The following is a 15,550-nucleotide window of genomic DNA, read 5'->3' on the forward strand; positions in this document are numbered from 1 at the left end:
TTTACAAATGAACACTATGTATAAAAAATCGATTAAAAAGCTTTTATTTTTTTACGGCATCCGCTTAATCATCTGTTCGGGAGTTTTGAACTTATCCGCCCAAGTGCACATATCTTCACATCCTCATGCAGGCTCTATTACCGCTGCGGTTTCAAGCGAAAAGCCTGTATCTTCATTTTCGCCCCTCTATACCGCGGCGGAAGACGGCTTTATTATTAAATGGACCGATATTGAAAACGGCGAACATTTTCAGATTTCGGACAATGCAATTCAGCTTATTGCCCTGCATCCGAACGGCGAAGACATAGCCGTCTATGAAACGGACGGTTTTTCTCTTAACCGGATTTCGCTGTGGAATTGGCCGAGCCAAAGCCGCATCTTTGCCAAGCGTTTAAACGGCGCCGCATCTTCCCTGTCGTTTTCGGCAAAGGGTAATTATCTTTTTATCGGCATGTCGAATATGGAAGGAATCATCTGCATGGATGCACAAAACGGCAGCATTCTTTCAAATAAGATTGAAGAGCAAAGGGGTGCCGTTTCTTTTGCCGTAACCAGTGCAAGCGAAAACACCTGTATTATGTATTCGCCCCTGGGCTCTTTAATCTATACGGATTTAAAAAGCGGAACGGAAAAAATGAGTTTTTCCATACAAAGCGCTTTAACCCAACATGCTCTTTTTTATAACAATGTATTGTTTGCAGGCGTTAAAAATAACGGTATCTACGTATTCAGAGCCGATACGGGAGAGCAAAGCGCCTTTATTGCGGAAAAAAAACCTCTGCTGTGTACTGCATCCTCGGATAAAGACCTGTATTATCTGGATATAAGCGGAAAAAATGCGGTTTTGAAGGTATTGGAAACCGAAAACGGTTATATAAAAGCATCGCCGCTTATCGTAAAAAGTATCGCTTTTCCGCAAAGAGAAACCCCGATTTTTGCTTTAAAAACGGGAACAAGGATTTATACCGGTACAAAGTCGGGGCAAGTATATACATTCGATATAGAACCCGACTCGCAAGCCGTGAATGCCCTCCCCGTCTCAAAACGTGTATACGATAAAATATACGATATAGCCGAAGATGAAGGCTCTTTTTATTTTTTAACGGAAAAATCGGTATTTAAAACCTCATACGAAAACGCAACCGTATATTCGGCCGCAAAAAATACCGGCTACACAAACCTGACCCCCTATAAGGGCGGCTTTATTTTGTGGTCTAAAAATTCAAAAAAAGCAGTTGTTTTTATAGGAGAAGATAAAAGAACAAAAACGCTTTTTACCCCCGCCCTTCCCCTGCACGCCCTTCATATTTACTACGACAAAATTGTAATGGTTGAAGGCAATACCCGGGTTAAAATATACGACTTGCAAACGGGAACTTCGAGCCAACCCTATACGGGAACGGGTATTCAGGACGTACTTTTATACAGTCCCGAGCTTTTATTTGCGGCAAAAAGTGCGGCGGGAAACCCCAAAACCGCCCTTGTTCACATAGATACTGCAACAAAAGAAACGGCCGCAGCGGTTTTACCTGCGGATATAGCTTTTTCACTTTCTCCCGGAGAAATGGAAGGCGGCCCCTTTTACGGCGCGGCTTTAACCGCATCAAAGACCCAAACCTCCGGCCGGGGAAAAAGCGGAAGTACGGAAATCTTTGCCTTTTATCCGCAGAATAAACAGTACAGCCCTATTTTTAAATGGGCCGATGAAGACAGCAGTGCTTTTACAATGATTAAAAACGGCGTTTTGTTTACAAATGTGGGCAAAACACATATTCACGCATACGATATTGCAAAGCGTAAAGACAAGCTTTTGGAAAGAACGGCTTCCCTTCCTGCAAAAATTGCGGGAGCCGCTTCGGTTTTAACGGTTTTAAATCGGGACGGAAGCATCTCCTGGTACGATGCATCTTCAATGGCTTTATTAAAAAGCTGGTACATAACCCTTGACGGGGAATGGCTGGAGTTTTAAGCTTTATTTTCGAATTTGGTATATACGGGTAAAAATACGATATCGACGGTACCGGTAGGACCGTTTCGCTGTTTTGCCAAAATCAATTCGGTTTCCATGCCCTGCTGTTCCGCCGCCTGTTCCCTATCTTTATCGCGCCTTTCCCGGTGAATAAACATAACCACGTCGGCATCCTGTTCAATAGAGCCGGATTCACGCAAATCGGCAAGGGTCGGCTGCTTGTTTTCGGCATCACGGCGCACTTGGGATAAAACCACCACGGGAATATTCAATTCACGGGCAAGACTTTTTAAAGAGCGGGATATTTCAGCAATTTGCTCATGGCGAGGTATTAACGAGTTTTCACTTTGAATCAAGGTTATATAGTCGATAAAGATGATTTCAACCTGTTTTTGGGCACGAAGACGGCGCGCCATTGCACGTAAATCCAAGAGCTTCATATTCGGCGTATCGACAATGTACAGGGGAGCTTCATAGATTTTACCGGCAGCCTGCTGTAATTTTGTAAAATCTTCACGGCGTAAATAGCCGGTACGGATACGCTCGGACGAAATGCGAGACTCCTGCGCCAAAAGGCGCATCATAATCTGCATATTCGCCATTTCAAGCGAAAAAAAAGCCGTTTTGATTTTAAGGTCGACCGCTATGTGCTGAACCATTGAAAGGGCAAGGGCCGTTTTTCCGATAGAAGGGCGCGCACCGATAATAATCAATTCGGAAGCATGAAAACCGCTGGTTAACTTATCCAAGCCTTCAAGACCGGAGGGGATTCCGGTAAAGGCTTTTTTATCGTGATAGAGTTTTTCGATAAGCACAATCGCTTCGTTAACCAATTCGCCTGCCGAAGCCGAAGACTGCACGGTATTTAAATCGGTAAGCTCGAAAATACGCTTTTGGGCATCTTCAAGGACTGCACGGCTGTCAACGGTTTCATCGTGGGAATTGGCGACAATTGCGGCCGAAATTTTTATTAAATCGCGGCGGACAGCCTGATCCAAGACTATTTTTGCATAATATTCTATGTTTGCGCTTGTTGCAACCGTATCGGTCAGGGTGCTTATATAGGCGGGGCCTCCTGCCGCATCGAGTTCTCCGTTGGAGCGCAAACGTTCTATAAGGGTAATAATGTCGCCGCGTATACCGTCGTTATATAAACCGAGTATTGCGGCAAAGATTTTTTGATTTTGAAGAGAATAAAAACGTTCGGGCCGTAAAAAACGTATGGCGGTTCCCACGGCATCCCAGTCAAGAAGAAGCGCCCCCAAGGCCGCCTGTTCCGCATCCGCATTGTGGGGCGGAACCTTGTCTTTAAGAGATGCCATGAGAAGCCTGCCTTACTCCGTTTTTTCGCCGGATTCTTCTGCGGGAGTTTCCGCAGCAACGGATTCATCGTTTTCGGCAATGACGGTATCTTCGGCTCCGGTCGCAGACTCGGCTCCGATCGCAGACTCGGCTCCGGTCGCAGACTCGGCTTTATCCGAGCGGCGGTCTTTTTTTTGTCCCTTGGCGGCCTTTGAGGGCTGTTCGGCTTCGCTTTGCGCTTCAACAACAACCGGGAATTCGGCCGTTTGAGCTTCATAGAGACGGACGGTAACGGTGTACTTACCGACGCTCTTAATCGTTAAACCGGGAACATCGATACGCTTACGCTCGATTTCAAAACCGTCTTTTGCCAAAGCTTCGGAAATCGTTTGGGCGGTAACGGCTCCGTAGAGTTTACCGTTTTGCCCGGCTGCCATAACGATGGTAACCGTATGAGCGCTTAATTTTTCTTTTAAGCTCGCAGAATCGGCACGTTTGGCTTCTTTACGTGCTTCTATTTCTTCTTTGCGGCTGTCAAACCATGCAACCGTTACATCGTTGTACGGAAGTGCAAGAGAACGGGGAAACAGATAGTTGCGGGCATAACCGTTTGCAACCGTTTTAACGTCTCCCATTTCACCGAGGTGTTTTACATCTTCGTTAAGAATAACTTTCATTTCAAGCTCCTGTGTTGATATACGGAGTCGTTACCAGGAGTGGGATCGCTCCGCGTAAAATGTATACGGCAAGCCGTAATTACGGCAGGCAGCGCCTGCCGGGGTTGTTGATTATCTTTTAAAACCGGAATAACCGATATCAGTCCGCAACAAAGGGCAAAAGACAAATAGCGCGGGCTCTTTTGATTTCCAAAGCGAGGCGGCGCTGGTGTTTTGCACAGGTACCGGTTATGCGGCGGGGAAGAATCTTTCCGCGTTCGGTTGTATAACGGCGAAGCGCATCCGGCTCTTTGTAATCGATTTTTGACTTGTTTGCACAAAAACGGCATACCTTTTTGCGGAAAAATTGCTTACCCTTTCCGCGTCCTGAGCGGTCATCTCCGTCACGGCCGTCACCGTCGCGAAGACCTGCATTCATCTGCTCTTCGGTCATAACATCGTCTTTCATTTGACTTTGTTCAACCGCATCCTGTGTATTCATTATTTCATCCGACATAGTAATCTCCTAATAAATATAAATTAAAACGGAATATCTTCGGGAAAATCGGAATTATCATAGCCCCCGTCATAAGGGGCATCGTTTTTGGGCTGATAATCCTGAGAAGAACCGGCCCTGTCGTAAGAAGAGCGGTTTCCCGAAGCTTGCCCTGCGGACTGACCGGAAGCCTGGCCGTAGGACTGGAAAGAAGAGGCGCCGCCCGATCCGTAAGAACCGGAAGACGACCCGCCGCCGAGTAACTGCACATTGTTTGCAGCTATAACAACCTTACTGCGCTGCTGACCGTCCTGTTCCCAGCGGTCCTGACGCAATTCGCCGTCAACGGCAATCTGCTTTCCTTTAATCAAATACTGCTTAAGACTTTCCGCCGATTTTCCGTACAATGTGATGTCGAAAAAATTCGCTTCTTCGACCCATTGCTCGCCGTTTTTACGGCGGCGGTTCACAGCTATGGAAAAATTGGATATGGCAAACCCGTTCGGAGTGTATTTTAATTCGGCATCGCGGGTAAGCCTTCCTATCAGCGTAACGTGATTAAGGTCAGTCATAAGCTCCTCTTATTCGTCAACCCGTACAAACATAAACTTTAACAGGTTTGCGTTCAATTTAAACTGGCGGTCGATTTCAAGAATCTTTGCCGGATTTACTTTAATGTTGAACAAAATAAAACGGCCCCTGTTGCGTTTTTTTACCTCATAGGTAAGATCGCGGTCTCCGAAGGGGTCTTCGCTTTGGATTTCCGCACCGAAGGATGCAAGCGTTGTGCGCACAGCTTCAATGCCGTTCTTTGACAAATCTTCTTCAAGGGGAAAGATTGTCATCAATTCGTACTTTCTCATGTATACTCCTTATGGTCTTTGGAAGCGGTGCTAAAAAACGCCGCCCCAAGGGGTTAAAACGCCGATTTACAGCAGTAAACCAACGTTTTATCAGTATACCAAAAAATAAAAAGAAGTGCAATATCGGCATAAAAAATCTTTTGTACCTCTTGACATATTATACATAATATAATATATTAAAATAAATCATATTATAAAAGGAGTACGAGCTTTGGCTTTTAATACCGGCGCGGCACTTTTGGATGCCGTTGTGTTGGCGGTTGTCGCCCGCGACGCTGCAGGTACATACGGGTATAAGATTACTCAGGATGTGCGCAGTATTGTGGACGTATCGGAAAGTACCCTCTATCCCGTTTTAAGGCGGCTGCAAAAAGATAATTGCCTTGAAACCTACGATATGGAATTTGCCGGCAGAAACCGCCGCTATTATAAGATAACGGCAAACGGCATGATACGGCTTGACGGATACAGGCACGAGTGGAAAACGTACCGCAAAAACATAGAACACGTTCTTTTCGGAGAGGAATACTGATGACAAAAGATGAATATCTGAGTTTATTGCGTAAAGAATTGCAGGCTTTGCCGCATGATGAACAAGAGGAAGCGATGAACTATTACCGCAGTTATTTTGAAGATGCCGGAGATGAAAACACCGCTTCGGTTATTGCAGAATTGGGAGCGCCTGAGAAATTGGGCGCATATATAAGGTCCAACTTTGCCTGCGTACCGGGAAAAAGTCCCTATGTAAGAGAAAAAGGCGAAGGCGGAAAAAAACGCGCTGCAGCTGATAAGGCGAACGGCATAAATATGCTGCTTCTTATACTGCTTTTGACGGTTACCTTTCCGGTATGGGGTCCCGTTGTTTTGGGCTTACTGGCAGCGGCGCTCGGTATTATTGTCGCAATTATTGCCGTTATCTTTGCAGGCGTTATTGCAGCGGCGGCCCTCTTTGTTGCGGGCATTGTCGTTGTCGTTACGGGTATTTCGCTTTTTTTCAGCGCACCCCTTATCGCCTTATTGGGGTTGGGAGCGGGCTTGTTTTTAGTCGGCCTTGCATTGCTGTGCGGTATCATTTTTATTCGGATATGTACAAAGATTCTTCCGTCCGTTATGCGCGGCATTGTAAAAGTATGCAGCCTGCCCTTTAGACGAAAAAGCTAAGCTGCGGGCTTATCGACAATATATAGGAGACGGGTTGAAGCTCGCCGCTCAAATAGCGCGCCTTGCTTCAACGTCGAGTTTTGCGCTTTGCGCAAAACATCGCTTATTACGTGCACGTTCTCGCTTCGCTGTGAACGTGATTAAAAAGTCATTCGAAAGTTGACACTTTCTTCATGACTTTTTATGGGAGTAGATATGAAATCGACAACAAAAAAGATACTGATGTGGGCGCTCATTTTAATGGGTATCGGGGCGGTTTTTATGGCCGCAGCCCTTGCAGGCGGTGCGCGCTTTAAAGACTTAAAATATTTTAATTATACAATAAACGGAAACCGCCGTTTTCGGGACAATCTTTTTAACACAATTTATGACTTAAACGCTATTTTATCCGATAGAGATTGGTATGAAGATTTTGATGACATTTTGGACGCCAAAGAAGATTTACGGGCGGCAAGGGAAGAACTGAACGATGAATACGATGAATTAAAAGAAGCTTTTGATGAATTAAACGGCGAATTAAAGGCCTTGCCTCTTTCTTTTACGGACGATTATGCAGGAAAGAGTGTACGTTCAATCGAAATAGATTTGAGCGCGGTGCGCATCGACATAGAACAAGGTGAAACCTTGGGCGTGAGCGTCCGCCAAGGACGGCGGAGAAACCTGTACAGCAGTTTAAAAAACGGCGTACTTGAAATAGACGAAAAAGGCGGCTTTAATTGGAAACGAAACCGTAAAAACAACACAGCATACGTTGTTATTACCCTTCCTGATAATATACGGTTGGAAGAATTGGATATAGCACTGAATGCGGGAGCCCTCTCGTTAAATCACCGTTCTCTGACGGTAAACGAATTGTCCGTCGAGTTAAATGCGGGTTCCGTTTCAATCAAAGATATTACAAGCCTGGCCAGCGACATAAACTGCAATGCGGGAGCGGTACGGATTGACGGGCGCCTCCGCGGTGAAACCGATGCGGACTGCAATGCCGGAAAAATCGACTTGACCATAGAAAGCGGCGGCGAAGAGTATTCATGGGATGCAAGCGCCGCCCTTGGCAGCATACGGGTAAACGATTCGGCATCATCCGGACTTGCCAATATGAACAGTTCGGGAAGAAAAAAAGCAAATCACCTCGATTTATCGGCGGCCGTCGGCAGCATCGATGTGTTGATACGGTAACAAAATAAGACAGGAAAGTTGACACTTTCTTCATGACTTTTTATAGGAGAAGACAATGGCAAAAAGATTGTATAAAAGCGAGAATAAAATGCTTTGCGGCGTATGTGCGGGAATTGCCGAATATTTCGACATCGACCCCACACTTGTGCGCCTTATAACCGTATTTTTACTGTTTGCGGGTGTGGGAAGCGGCTTAATAGCCTACATAGCGGCGGCCGTTATTATACCGGAAAAATTCTCAGACGGGACAAAATCAACAAAAGATATACCGGAAAAAGAGGCAGAACACTGATAAAAAGGGACGGCAGGAGAGAAGCTTTGCTTTGTGCCGGTTTGTCTCCTGCAGCCTCTTCAGCTTCGGGTGCGGAAAAAAATACGCTCAACAATCGTTCATCGGTTTTTTCCATAAGAAGCGAAACGCTTTCGCCGATTGCTTTAAAGGGCCGTATTTTTTTTACGTGCGTTTCCTTTTTTTCGAGCGGAGCACGCAAGGGCGCTTTTTCGTTTAAGGCATCAAAATAACGGAATACCCGGCTTAAAAAACCTCCGGCCCGTCCGGGCAGGTTTACATTGCGGCTTACGGCGTATTGCGAAACAAATACCATAGCCAAAAGTACCCCGCTTTTTTTTAAGCCTTCCTGCAGAGCTCCCGATGTAACGCGAAAAGAAAAAACGGAAAACAAAACATAGCCGTCGGCTTGAAACAAATTAAAAAAGACTATTGAAAAACAAATCACCAGGGGCGGTACAATGCGGAAGCCGCCTTTTTTTAGAGCGGACAGGACGGCAAATAAGGCAAGGTCAATCCATAAGTATATAATATACTGCTGAAACAGGATGCCGGGCAAACACAAAAGCGAAAATATAAACAAAAGCGAAGGATTTAAAGAATCAAAAAACTTTTTCACGGACTTGAAACCTCATAAAAGTTCGGCATAGGCGTTTTTGGGTAAAAGGGCAAACCATTTTGAGCGCGATGCAAAGGCACCTGTTATAAAACCCAGACAAAGACCGGTAACAAAACCCGAAATTAAAAGCACGGGAGCAATGTAGCGCACGGCATCGCCGAAAAGCATAAAATGCGAAAGCAGGATTTGGGCCGCCGTATTTGCAAGGGCTCCTGCCAAACTGATACCCACCGGCCCGATATGTTTTTTACCCGCCCGATGTAAAATCAGCATGGCAAAGGCCGAAGCAAAGGAGCCTGCCGCGGAAAATAAAAAAATATAGGAAAAAAGGGTTCCCGTAATAAAGCCCTGCCCCAGCACTTTAAACAGCACCAAAAGCGACAGCTCTTTGCGGTTAAAGATATACAGGCCCAAAAGAATAGGCATATTCGCCAAACCGAGCCGCATAAACGGCAGGGGCTTCGGGATAACGTATTCAACCGCCGATAAAAAAAGGCACAGAGAAGCAAAAAAAGCTATAAGATTTTGCCGGTCAACCGGCGCGGTATCTTGAACAGTATTCATAAGCCGGATTATATCGAATAAACTAATCGGGCAACCCGGATTTGAACCGGGGACCCCAAGTCCCCCAGACTTGTACGCTAACCAACTGCGCTATTGCCCGTCGCTGCCGTTTTTAAGCGGTAACGGGTAATACTATATCAAAAAGCGGTAAAACAGTCAATACCCGCGCCGGCAGTGTCAGCCGTGTACGCTTATGTATTCTTCCGCGAATTTTGAAGCGCAGGCGCCGTCGGCACAAGCATTAACAATTTGACGCAGGGGTTTGGTTCGCACATCGCCTGCGGCAAAAACGCCCGGTATGGACGTTTGCGTCGTTTCATCGGCTGCAATATAGCCGTTTGTATCCGTTTCAAGCGCACCTTTCAGAAAAGCGGTGTTGGGTATGCGTCCTACCGCAACAAAGACACCGTCACAGGCAATGTCGGATGTTTTTCCGCTTACCGTATCTTCAACGGTAATGCCCGTTACGGTACCGCCGTGTAAAATATTTTTTACAACCGAATTCCATACTATTTCTATGTGTTCGGCTTTTTCGAGGGCGGGCTTATACACCGAGGCTGCGCGAAGTTCATTACGGCGGTGAATAAGGTACACCTTTTTACAAAGCTTACTCAGATAAAGGGCATCTTCTACAGCCGAGTTTCCCCCGCCGATAACGGCAACGGTTTTTCCCTTAAAAAACATACCGTCGCAGGTTGCGCAATAGGCGACTCCCCTGCCCCCCAGCGATTCTTCTTCGGGCAATCCCAATTTACGCGGAGAAGCTCCGGTTGCAATGATAACGGTTTTTGCTTCAAAGCCGCCCTCCGAACTTTCAATTTTTTTTATATCGGATTTTAAGTCGACAGAAAACACTTCGCCGAGAAGGGTTTTTGCACCGAAGCGGTCGGCGCAGGCTTTCATTTTTTGCCCCAAATCAAAGCCTTCAATGCCTTCTTCAAAGCCCGGATAGTTGTCTATAACCGAGGTTGCGGCCATTTGTCCGCCCGGCGACAGTTTTTCCAATACAAGAACGCTCAAGCCGGAACGGACGCAGTATAGAGCCGCCGTATAACCGGCGGGACCGCCTCCTATGATTACAACATCATAAATCATGCAAGTTCCCCTTTAAGCCATTGGTCGATTTCGTTTTTGGAAGAAGGCTCGGTAATACGTGAACCGTGCTTTCCGTTTTTAAACACAAGCAGGGTCGGAAGCGCTTTTACCGCATACCGTTCGGCTAAAACGGGGGCCGTATCGGTATTCACCTTTATAATGTCGAATTTGCCGTCTGCGGCTTCGGCAATCGCATCCAAAGCCGGAACGATGCGGCGGCAGTCGCCGCACCAGGGGGCATAAAAATCGACAAGAACGGGTTTTTCCGCCTTGAGCACTTCCTTATCAAACATATTTTCAGCAATTTCTTTAAGAGCCATGATTTCTCCTTAGATGTCTATGTGATGTTGACTATTGAATTATAGTCGAGCCGTATGCAAAAATCAAGTAAGCGAATCGCGCACATATTTCGTTCACTATGATTTTTCCGATAAATCCGCAATTCCGCTCCTTTGATTTATTGCGCAACAGCGATTCCCGTGCTATAATTTTATTAAGGCATATTAAACAAGGGGAAAAGCAATGTTTTTCGGGTTTAAATCAAAGCGCAGCAAAAAAACTGTCGGCTCTGTTCCGTGGTGGAAAACGCGTACGGTATATCAGATTTATCCGCGCAGTTTTTGCGATTCCAACGGCGACGGCATAGGTGATATTAGAGGAATTATTTCAAAGCTCGATTATCTTGCGGATTTGGGAGTCGGTATCATTTGGCTTTCTCCGGTATATAATTCACCGAATGACGACAACGGCTACGATATAAGCGATTACCGCTCAATCCATCCCGACTTCGGTACCCTTTCGGATATGAAGCGTTTAATTGCCGAAGCGGAAAGGCGGGATATAAAAATTATTATGGATTTGGTAATCAATCATACCTCCGATGAGCACGAATGGTTTAAACAAAGCCGATCTTCAAAAGACAATCCCTACCGGGACTATTATATTTGGCACGAAGGCAAAAACGGTAAGGAGCCGAATAACTGGACAAGTTTTTTTGCCGGAAGCGCATGGGAAAAAGATGTTCGCACGGGAGAATACTATCTGCACCTCTTTTCAAAAAAGCAGCCGGATTTAAACTGGAAAAATCCCAAGGTTGCCGAAGAAGTTCGCTCAATATTAAAATATTGGCTCGACATGGGCATTGCGGGGTTCCGCTGCGACGTTATAAACGTTATCTATAAAACCTCTTTGGAGGACGGAAAAAAACGGCTTATTTTAACCGGACGGGAACACTACCTTTCTCAAAAGGGCTGCCACAGTATTTTACGCTCCCTCAAAAGCGACGTATTTTCACAATACGACTGTTTTACCGTCGGCGAAACGGTTATGGTGTCTACAGCCGATGCAAATGAATTGTGCGCACCGGAGCGTAAAGAACTTGATATGGTATTTTCATTCGAACATATGGATGCCGACTGCATAAACAATAAATGGTTTAAAACTTCTTTTAAGCCCGAAAAACTCTTTTCCGTGCTCGAAAAATGGCAAAACGAAGTCGACTGGAACGCAAACTATTTTGAAAACCATGACCAGCCGCGGATTGTCAGCCGCTACGGCTCTTTTACGGGAATTGCGGAAAGCGAAAAAGAAGGGCGCGAGCGTTTTGCAAAACTCTTTGCCGTTTTGCTTTTTACCCTGCGAGGCACTCCTTTTATGTATCAGGGACAGGAACTCGGAATGACAAACGGCGACTTTAAAGATTGGGGCGATTTACGCGATGTGGAATCCTTTAACGTCGCAGGCCTTATGAAAAAACTGCATTTTCCCGCCTCAAAAGTATGGAAGCTTATTTTAAAAGCTTCGCGGGACAATGCGCGAACCCCCATGCAGTGGTCGGCCGAATCCGGAGGAGGCTTTACTGCCGGTACCCCCTGGATAAAGCTCAATGCAAACCGAGCGCACATAAATGCCCGAGAGCAAATATCGCGCGAAGATTCGGTTTATGCCTTTTATAAAAAGCTGATTGCCCTGCGAAATGAAACTCCCGAACTTTCGGAAGGCTCTTTTAAACGCATAAAAAGCCCCAAAAACGTATTCGCTTATCTTCGCAGTTTAAGCGCTCACAACTGCCTTGTTTTATTAAACTTTAACCGCCATGCAATACGGCTCAATCACGACATACAAAAATATCTCGTGCCTGAAAAAAACGGTCATGCAGGTCGGATTTTATGCAGCAACGACTCGCATAATCCTCTGTCGGGCACTCTCGGAGCGCATCAAGCCTGCATTATCAGGTTATAGGCATAATGGTTTGCGAAAATCTCTTTGACCGGCTCGGTTCGGTTCTAAAAGACTATATCGACGACGAGAATTTGCAAAAGCAAAACGATTTGCAAAGGCAAAACCGTGCGGCTGCCGATGAGGGCGGTAACAAACAGGCGGAACCTGAAAGTGCGGGGGCATACACTGCAAATGCTCCGTCCGGCGCGGCGGAAGCCGCGCACGGGAAAAAAAACAAAAGCTCCGCCGAAAAAAAACACAGCGGACAAAGCGGGCAAAAAAGCCGCGCGCGCGGTATTGTATATAAGGCCCTGAGCGCTGCACTTATTGAAGATTTTACTATTCTGGGACTTTCCCCCGACGCCGATTTTCAAACCTGCAAAAAACGCTATAAACAGCTTCTCCACCTGTATCATCCCGATAAGTACGGGAACGGAACACGGAAACAGGAGGAAGCAAGCGCTTTAACGATGAGAATTCACCAAGCTTTTAAAAATGTGGAAAAGTTTAAAACACGCGTCTAAATATTACGGCGGCAAAACTCTCATTATTTTAAACGCTTTCTCACTTGCGTTGTGAAAGCGCATGCTATGTTGCGTTACCGTCTTCTTCGGCGTATTCGTCGAGTTTGCGGTGAAGGGTTTTACGCCCTATGCCGAGGATGTCGGCGGTTTTCGATTTATTTCCCTTATTGATTGCAAGGTTTTGTCTTATGATTATTTTTTCCGCCTCGGCCATTGTAATGCCTGCAGGGACTGCAATCGAATCGGCTTCGGCATTTCCGGCAATCGTCGGCGGCAAATCTTCAAGTTTTATAACGGAACCCGAACACATAACAACCGCACTTTCCAAACAGTTGCGAAGCTGGCGTATATTTCCCGGCCAGTCGAATTTATAAAGAGCGGCGCGGGCGCGGGCATCTATACCTTCGATGTTTTTTCCGTTTTCTTTTGCAAATTCCTGCAAAAAGGCCGTAATAAGCAGGGGAATATCATCGCGCCGCTCGCGGAGGGGCGGTACGTGAATATGGACGACATTCAGCCTGTAGTACAGATCTTCACGGAAGCGGCCTTCGGCAACCTCTTTTTCCAAATCGCGGTTTGTCGCGGTTATAAGCCGCACATCGACTTCAACGGTTTCTTCGCCGCCGACGCGCTCAAAGCGTTTATCCTGCAAAACGCGCAGTATCTTTATCTGCACGTTTTGGTCGATTTCGCCGATTTCGTCCAAAAAAATCGTACCCTTATGTGCAAGTTCAAAACGGCCGCGTTTGCGTGCAAGGGCTCCCGTAAAAGCGCCCTTTTCATGGCCGAACAATTCACTTTCAAGCAAACTTTCAGATAAGGCGGCGCAGTGTACCTTAATCATGGGATTTTCATGCCGGGGCGATAAATTGTGCAGGGCATTCGCAATCAATTCTTTACCGACGCCGCTTTCTCCGGTAATAAGGACGGAGGCCTTTGAACTTGCGGCTTTACGCACCGTTTCAAAGATTCGCTGCATTTCGGCGCTTTTTCCTATAATCGATTCAAAGGATTTACGGCTGTTTAATTCTTCCTGTAATTCTTTATGCTTTAAGGCGAGTTCTCTTCCCTGAAGGGCGCGCTTTACGATAAGAATCAACTGGTCAAGGTTTAAAGGCTTGGTTAAAAAATCGTAGGCGCCGTTTCTCATCGCATCGACTGCACTGTCTATACTGCCGTGTCCGGTAAGAACGATAACGGGGATTCCCGGATTTTCGGCGGCAATCTTTGCAAGAACCTGCTCTCCGCTTATTTTCGGCATGCGTAAATCGGTTATCACAAGGTCTATATCGCCCTTTTGAATGCGCTCCAAGCCGGCCTTACCGTCGGCGGCCAAAGCGACCGTGTAATCTTCAAGTTCGAGAGCGGCTGCAAGACCTTCACGTATGTTTTTTTCATCATCGATAATTAAAATCGTATACTGCATGTTTATTCTCCGTTATATTCCAAAAGCCGCCTTTCTTTTTGCGGTATCGGAAAAGACATGGCAAAGATTGTTCCCTCTCCCGGAAAGGATTTGACATCTATGTCGCCCCCGAATTCTTTAACGATTTTATACACCATAGTCAAGCCCAAACCCGTACCTTGGGCCTTGGTTGTAAAATAGGGTTCAAATATACGGCCGACTGTTTTTTCATCCATGCCCTCTCCCGAATCGGCAACGCTTACGACAAAGCGGTCGTTTTTTGCCGCGGCACTTATCCATAAAACGCCTCCGTCGGGCATTGCCGCAACGGAATTTTGAACCAAATTGTTCAAAATCTGCCGGAAAAGTTTTGAATCGAGCATAATGTGCGGTGCTTTTGCAGGAAATTCGGTTTGTAAGCCGATATGTTTTTGTTCAAGTTCGGCTTTTATAAAATCGGCAAAACTTTGCAAAAGGGGAACGGGATTTAAAGCTTCCAATTCGGCACTGACGGGACGGACGGCGAATAAAAAGTCCACAATTATTTGATTGAGTCTGTCTATTTCTTCGGTAACCGTTTCAAGATATTTTTCGGCATATTTTTCATCGGGCAGTTTTCCGCCGCTTTTACGGGCTTTTTTAAGGGCTTTTTGAATCAACTGTATATGAATGCTGATTGCTCCGAGCGGATTTTTTATTTCGTGCGCGACGCTTGCGGCAAGGTTTGTTAAACTTGCAAGATTTTCCATGCGCCGCATAAGCACTTCACGCCTGTGTTTTTCGGTTATATCGTCAATTTGAATAATATAGCCTGCAATTTTTTTTGAACGCACAAGGGGGAGCACCGCTATATGTACAAAGCGTACGGAGCCTCCGGTACCGCTCAAGGTAAAATCTTCGCTTATAACTTTTTTTTGCGTATCGCTGCTGCTTTTTAAAAAATCGGCAATGCTTTCATCACGGATTTGCTCCCACACGCAAGCCGATGAAGGACACTGCATATGCATGGGAATATACATCTGAGCCGCCTTATTTACGATGACCGGCTGCCAATGAGAATCGCAGACAATGAGACCGGTGCTCAAGGATTCAAAAACGGCATCAAGCAATTCGGCTTCGTCATTTAAAACATCGAAAAGCCGCTGAATCTGCTCGGGAGTCAACTTTGAAATCTTATCGTTTAAGCGTTTAACAAAGCCCCTCATCGG

18 protein-coding genes and 1 tRNA gene are annotated in these 15,550 nt (G+C 46.0%); 7 read left to right on the forward strand and 12 right to left on the reverse strand.

What is annotated here, in order from left to right:
• Positions 1-7 precede the first annotated feature (7 nt).
• Positions 8-1,969, forward strand: coding sequence for a hypothetical protein (locus V1L52_RS07095; RefSeq protein ID WP_428768272.1), 1,962 nt, complete (start codon positions 8-10; stop codon positions 1,967-1,969).
• Here V1L52_RS07095 and dnaB read toward each other — a convergent pair.
• The 5 genes from dnaB to rpsF all read right to left on the reverse strand — a co-directional run bounded on the left by dnaB (position 1,966) and on the right by rpsF (position 5,286).
• Positions 1,966-3,291, reverse strand: coding sequence for a replicative DNA helicase (gene dnaB / locus V1L52_RS07100; protein ID WP_428768273.1), 1,326 nt, complete (start codon positions 3,289-3,291; stop codon positions 1,966-1,968). The genes V1L52_RS07095 and dnaB overlap by 4 nt on opposite strands.
• Positions 3,292-3,303: 12 nt before the next feature.
• Entirely contained in the window at positions 3,304-3,948 is a 645-nt protein-coding gene (gene rplI, locus V1L52_RS07105) for a 50S ribosomal protein L9 (protein WP_428768275.1), read from the reverse strand.
• 139 nt (positions 3,949-4,087) lie between these two features.
• Positions 4,088-4,366: a 30S ribosomal protein S18 gene (gene rpsR, locus V1L52_RS07110; RefSeq protein ID WP_428771796.1), complete on the reverse strand. Its 279-nt coding sequence runs from the start codon at positions 4,364-4,366 to the stop codon at positions 4,088-4,090.
• A 101-nt stretch (positions 4,367-4,467) separates the two neighbouring features.
• Positions 4,468-4,995, reverse strand: coding sequence for a single-stranded DNA-binding protein (gene ssb, locus V1L52_RS07115; RefSeq protein WP_428768277.1), 528 nt, complete (start codon positions 4,993-4,995; stop codon positions 4,468-4,470).
• A 9-nt stretch (positions 4,996-5,004) separates the two neighbouring features.
• A complete protein-coding gene (gene rpsF, locus V1L52_RS07120) occupies positions 5,005-5,286 on the reverse strand; it encodes a 30S ribosomal protein S6 (protein WP_428768279.1) in 282 nt (93 codons plus the stop codon).
• Between the two features lie 211 nt (positions 5,287-5,497).
• Here rpsF and V1L52_RS07125 point away from each other — a divergent pair, with 211 nt between their 5' ends.
• The 4 genes from V1L52_RS07125 (at position 5,498) to V1L52_RS07140 (ending at position 7,918) form a co-directional block, all read left to right on the forward strand.
• Positions 5,498-5,818, forward strand: coding sequence for a PadR family transcriptional regulator (locus V1L52_RS07125; RefSeq protein ID WP_428768281.1), 321 nt, complete (start codon positions 5,498-5,500; stop codon positions 5,816-5,818).
• Positions 5,818-6,447, forward strand: a complete 630-nt coding sequence (locus tag V1L52_RS07130) for a DUF1700 domain-containing protein (protein WP_428768282.1) — start codon at positions 5,818-5,820, stop codon at positions 6,445-6,447. Before V1L52_RS07125 ends, V1L52_RS07130 begins: the two co-directional genes overlap by 1 nt.
• Positions 6,448-6,642: 195 nt before the next feature.
• The gene (locus V1L52_RS07135) at positions 6,643-7,626 is read left to right on the forward strand and encodes a DUF4097 family beta strand repeat-containing protein (RefSeq protein WP_428768284.1); all 984 of its coding nucleotides are present in this window, start codon (positions 6,643-6,645) and stop codon (positions 7,624-7,626) included.
• Between the two features lie 55 nt (positions 7,627-7,681).
• Positions 7,682-7,918 (forward strand): PspC domain-containing protein, encoded by a 237-nt coding sequence (locus V1L52_RS07140; protein ID WP_428768286.1) that lies wholly within the window; start codon positions 7,682-7,684, stop codon positions 7,916-7,918.
• Here V1L52_RS07140 and V1L52_RS07145 read toward each other — a convergent pair.
• From V1L52_RS07145 to trxA, 5 genes are all read right to left on the reverse strand, one after another.
• Positions 7,848-8,534 (reverse strand): hypothetical protein, encoded by a 687-nt coding sequence (locus V1L52_RS07145; RefSeq protein WP_428768288.1) that lies wholly within the window; start codon positions 8,532-8,534, stop codon positions 7,848-7,850. The two genes, V1L52_RS07140 and V1L52_RS07145, sit on opposite strands and share 71 nt — an antisense overlap.
• 12 nt (positions 8,535-8,546) lie before the next feature.
• Positions 8,547-9,098 carry a Gx transporter family protein gene (locus V1L52_RS07150; RefSeq protein WP_428768290.1) on the reverse strand — a complete coding sequence of 184 codons (552 nt, stop codon included), beginning with the start codon at positions 9,096-9,098 and terminating at the stop codon, positions 8,547-8,549.
• A gap of 26 nt (positions 9,099-9,124) precedes the next feature.
• Positions 9,125-9,198: transfer RNA gene (locus V1L52_RS07155), tRNA-Pro, on the reverse strand.
• Between the two features lie 77 nt (positions 9,199-9,275).
• Entirely contained in the window at positions 9,276-10,193 is a 918-nt protein-coding gene (trxB, locus tag V1L52_RS07160; RefSeq protein ID WP_428768291.1) for a thioredoxin-disulfide reductase, read from the reverse strand.
• A complete protein-coding gene (trxA, locus tag V1L52_RS07165) occupies positions 10,190-10,513 on the reverse strand; it encodes a thioredoxin (protein ID WP_428768293.1) in 324 nt (107 codons plus the stop codon). The genes trxB and trxA overlap by 4 nt, the downstream gene beginning before the upstream one ends.
• Before the next feature lie 202 nt (positions 10,514-10,715).
• Between trxA and V1L52_RS07170 the strand changes: the two genes are divergently transcribed.
• Both V1L52_RS07170 and V1L52_RS07175 read left to right on the forward strand, forming a co-directional pair.
• Positions 10,716-12,434 carry an alpha-glucosidase gene (locus V1L52_RS07170; RefSeq protein WP_428768295.1) on the forward strand — a complete coding sequence of 573 codons (1,719 nt, stop codon included), beginning with the start codon at positions 10,716-10,718 and terminating at the stop codon, positions 12,432-12,434.
• 5 nt (positions 12,435-12,439) lie between these two features.
• A complete protein-coding gene (locus V1L52_RS07175; RefSeq protein ID WP_428768296.1) occupies positions 12,440-12,937 on the forward strand; it encodes a J domain-containing protein in 498 nt (165 codons plus the stop codon).
• Positions 12,938-13,001: 64 nt separating this feature from the next.
• Here the strand turns inward: V1L52_RS07175 and V1L52_RS07180 are convergent, their stop codons facing one another.
• Together V1L52_RS07180 and V1L52_RS07185 are read right to left on the reverse strand one after the other, a co-directional pair.
• Complete coding sequence (locus tag V1L52_RS07180) at positions 13,002-14,363, reverse strand: sigma-54-dependent transcriptional regulator (RefSeq protein WP_428768298.1); 1,362 nt, start codon at positions 14,361-14,363, stop codon at positions 13,002-13,004.
• A gap of 2 nt (positions 14,364-14,365) precedes the next feature.
• On the reverse strand, positions 14,366-15,547 hold the full coding sequence (locus tag V1L52_RS07185) for a two-component system sensor histidine kinase NtrB (protein WP_428768300.1): 1,182 nt from the start codon (positions 15,545-15,547) through the stop codon (positions 14,366-14,368).
• Positions 15,548-15,550 lie beyond the last annotated feature (3 nt).

This window comes from Treponema sp. HNW (assembly GCF_050320395.1).
GTDB lineage: Bacteria > Spirochaetota > Spirochaetia > Treponematales > Treponemataceae > Treponema_C.

Coding starts and splice junctions, on each gene's coding strand:
- V1L52_RS07095 (WP_428768272.1), top strand. CDS start 8: ATGAACACTATGTATAAAAAATCGATTAAAAAGCTTTTATTTTTTTAC.
- dnaB (WP_428768273.1), bottom strand. CDS start 3,291: ATGGCATCTCTTAAAGACAAGGTTCCGCCCCACAATGCGGATGCGGAA.
- rplI (WP_428768275.1), bottom strand. CDS start 3,948: ATGAAAGTTATTCTTAACGAAGATGTAAAACACCTCGGTGAAATGGGA.
- rpsR (WP_428771796.1), bottom strand. CDS start 4,366: ATGAATGCAGGTCTTCGCGACGGTGACGGCCGTGACGGAGATGACCGC.
- ssb (WP_428768277.1), bottom strand. CDS start 4,995: ATGACTGACCTTAATCACGTTACGCTGATAGGAAGGCTTACCCGCGAT.
- rpsF (WP_428768279.1), bottom strand. CDS start 5,286: ATGAGAAAGTACGAATTGATGACAATCTTTCCCCTTGAAGAAGATTTG.
- V1L52_RS07130 (WP_428768282.1), top strand. CDS start 5,818: ATGACAAAAGATGAATATCTGAGTTTATTGCGTAAAGAATTGCAGGCT.
- V1L52_RS07135 (WP_428768284.1), top strand. CDS start 6,643: ATGAAATCGACAACAAAAAAGATACTGATGTGGGCGCTCATTTTAATG.
- V1L52_RS07140 (WP_428768286.1), top strand. CDS start 7,682: ATGGCAAAAAGATTGTATAAAAGCGAGAATAAAATGCTTTGCGGCGTA.
- V1L52_RS07150 (WP_428768290.1), bottom strand. CDS start 9,098: ATGAATACTGTTCAAGATACCGCGCCGGTTGACCGGCAAAATCTTATA.
- trxB (WP_428768291.1), bottom strand. CDS start 10,193: ATGATTTATGATGTTGTAATCATAGGAGGCGGTCCCGCCGGTTATACG.
- trxA (WP_428768293.1), bottom strand. CDS start 10,513: ATGGCTCTTAAAGAAATTGCTGAAAATATGTTTGATAAGGAAGTGCTC.
- V1L52_RS07170 (WP_428768295.1), top strand. CDS start 10,716: ATGTTTTTCGGGTTTAAATCAAAGCGCAGCAAAAAAACTGTCGGCTCT.
- V1L52_RS07175 (WP_428768296.1), top strand. CDS start 12,440: ATGGTTTGCGAAAATCTCTTTGACCGGCTCGGTTCGGTTCTAAAAGAC.
- V1L52_RS07180 (WP_428768298.1), bottom strand. CDS start 14,363: ATGCAGTATACGATTTTAATTATCGATGATGAAAAAAACATACGTGAA.
- V1L52_RS07185 (WP_428768300.1), bottom strand. CDS start 15,547: ATGAGGGGCTTTGTTAAACGCTTAAACGATAAGATTTCAAAGTTGACT.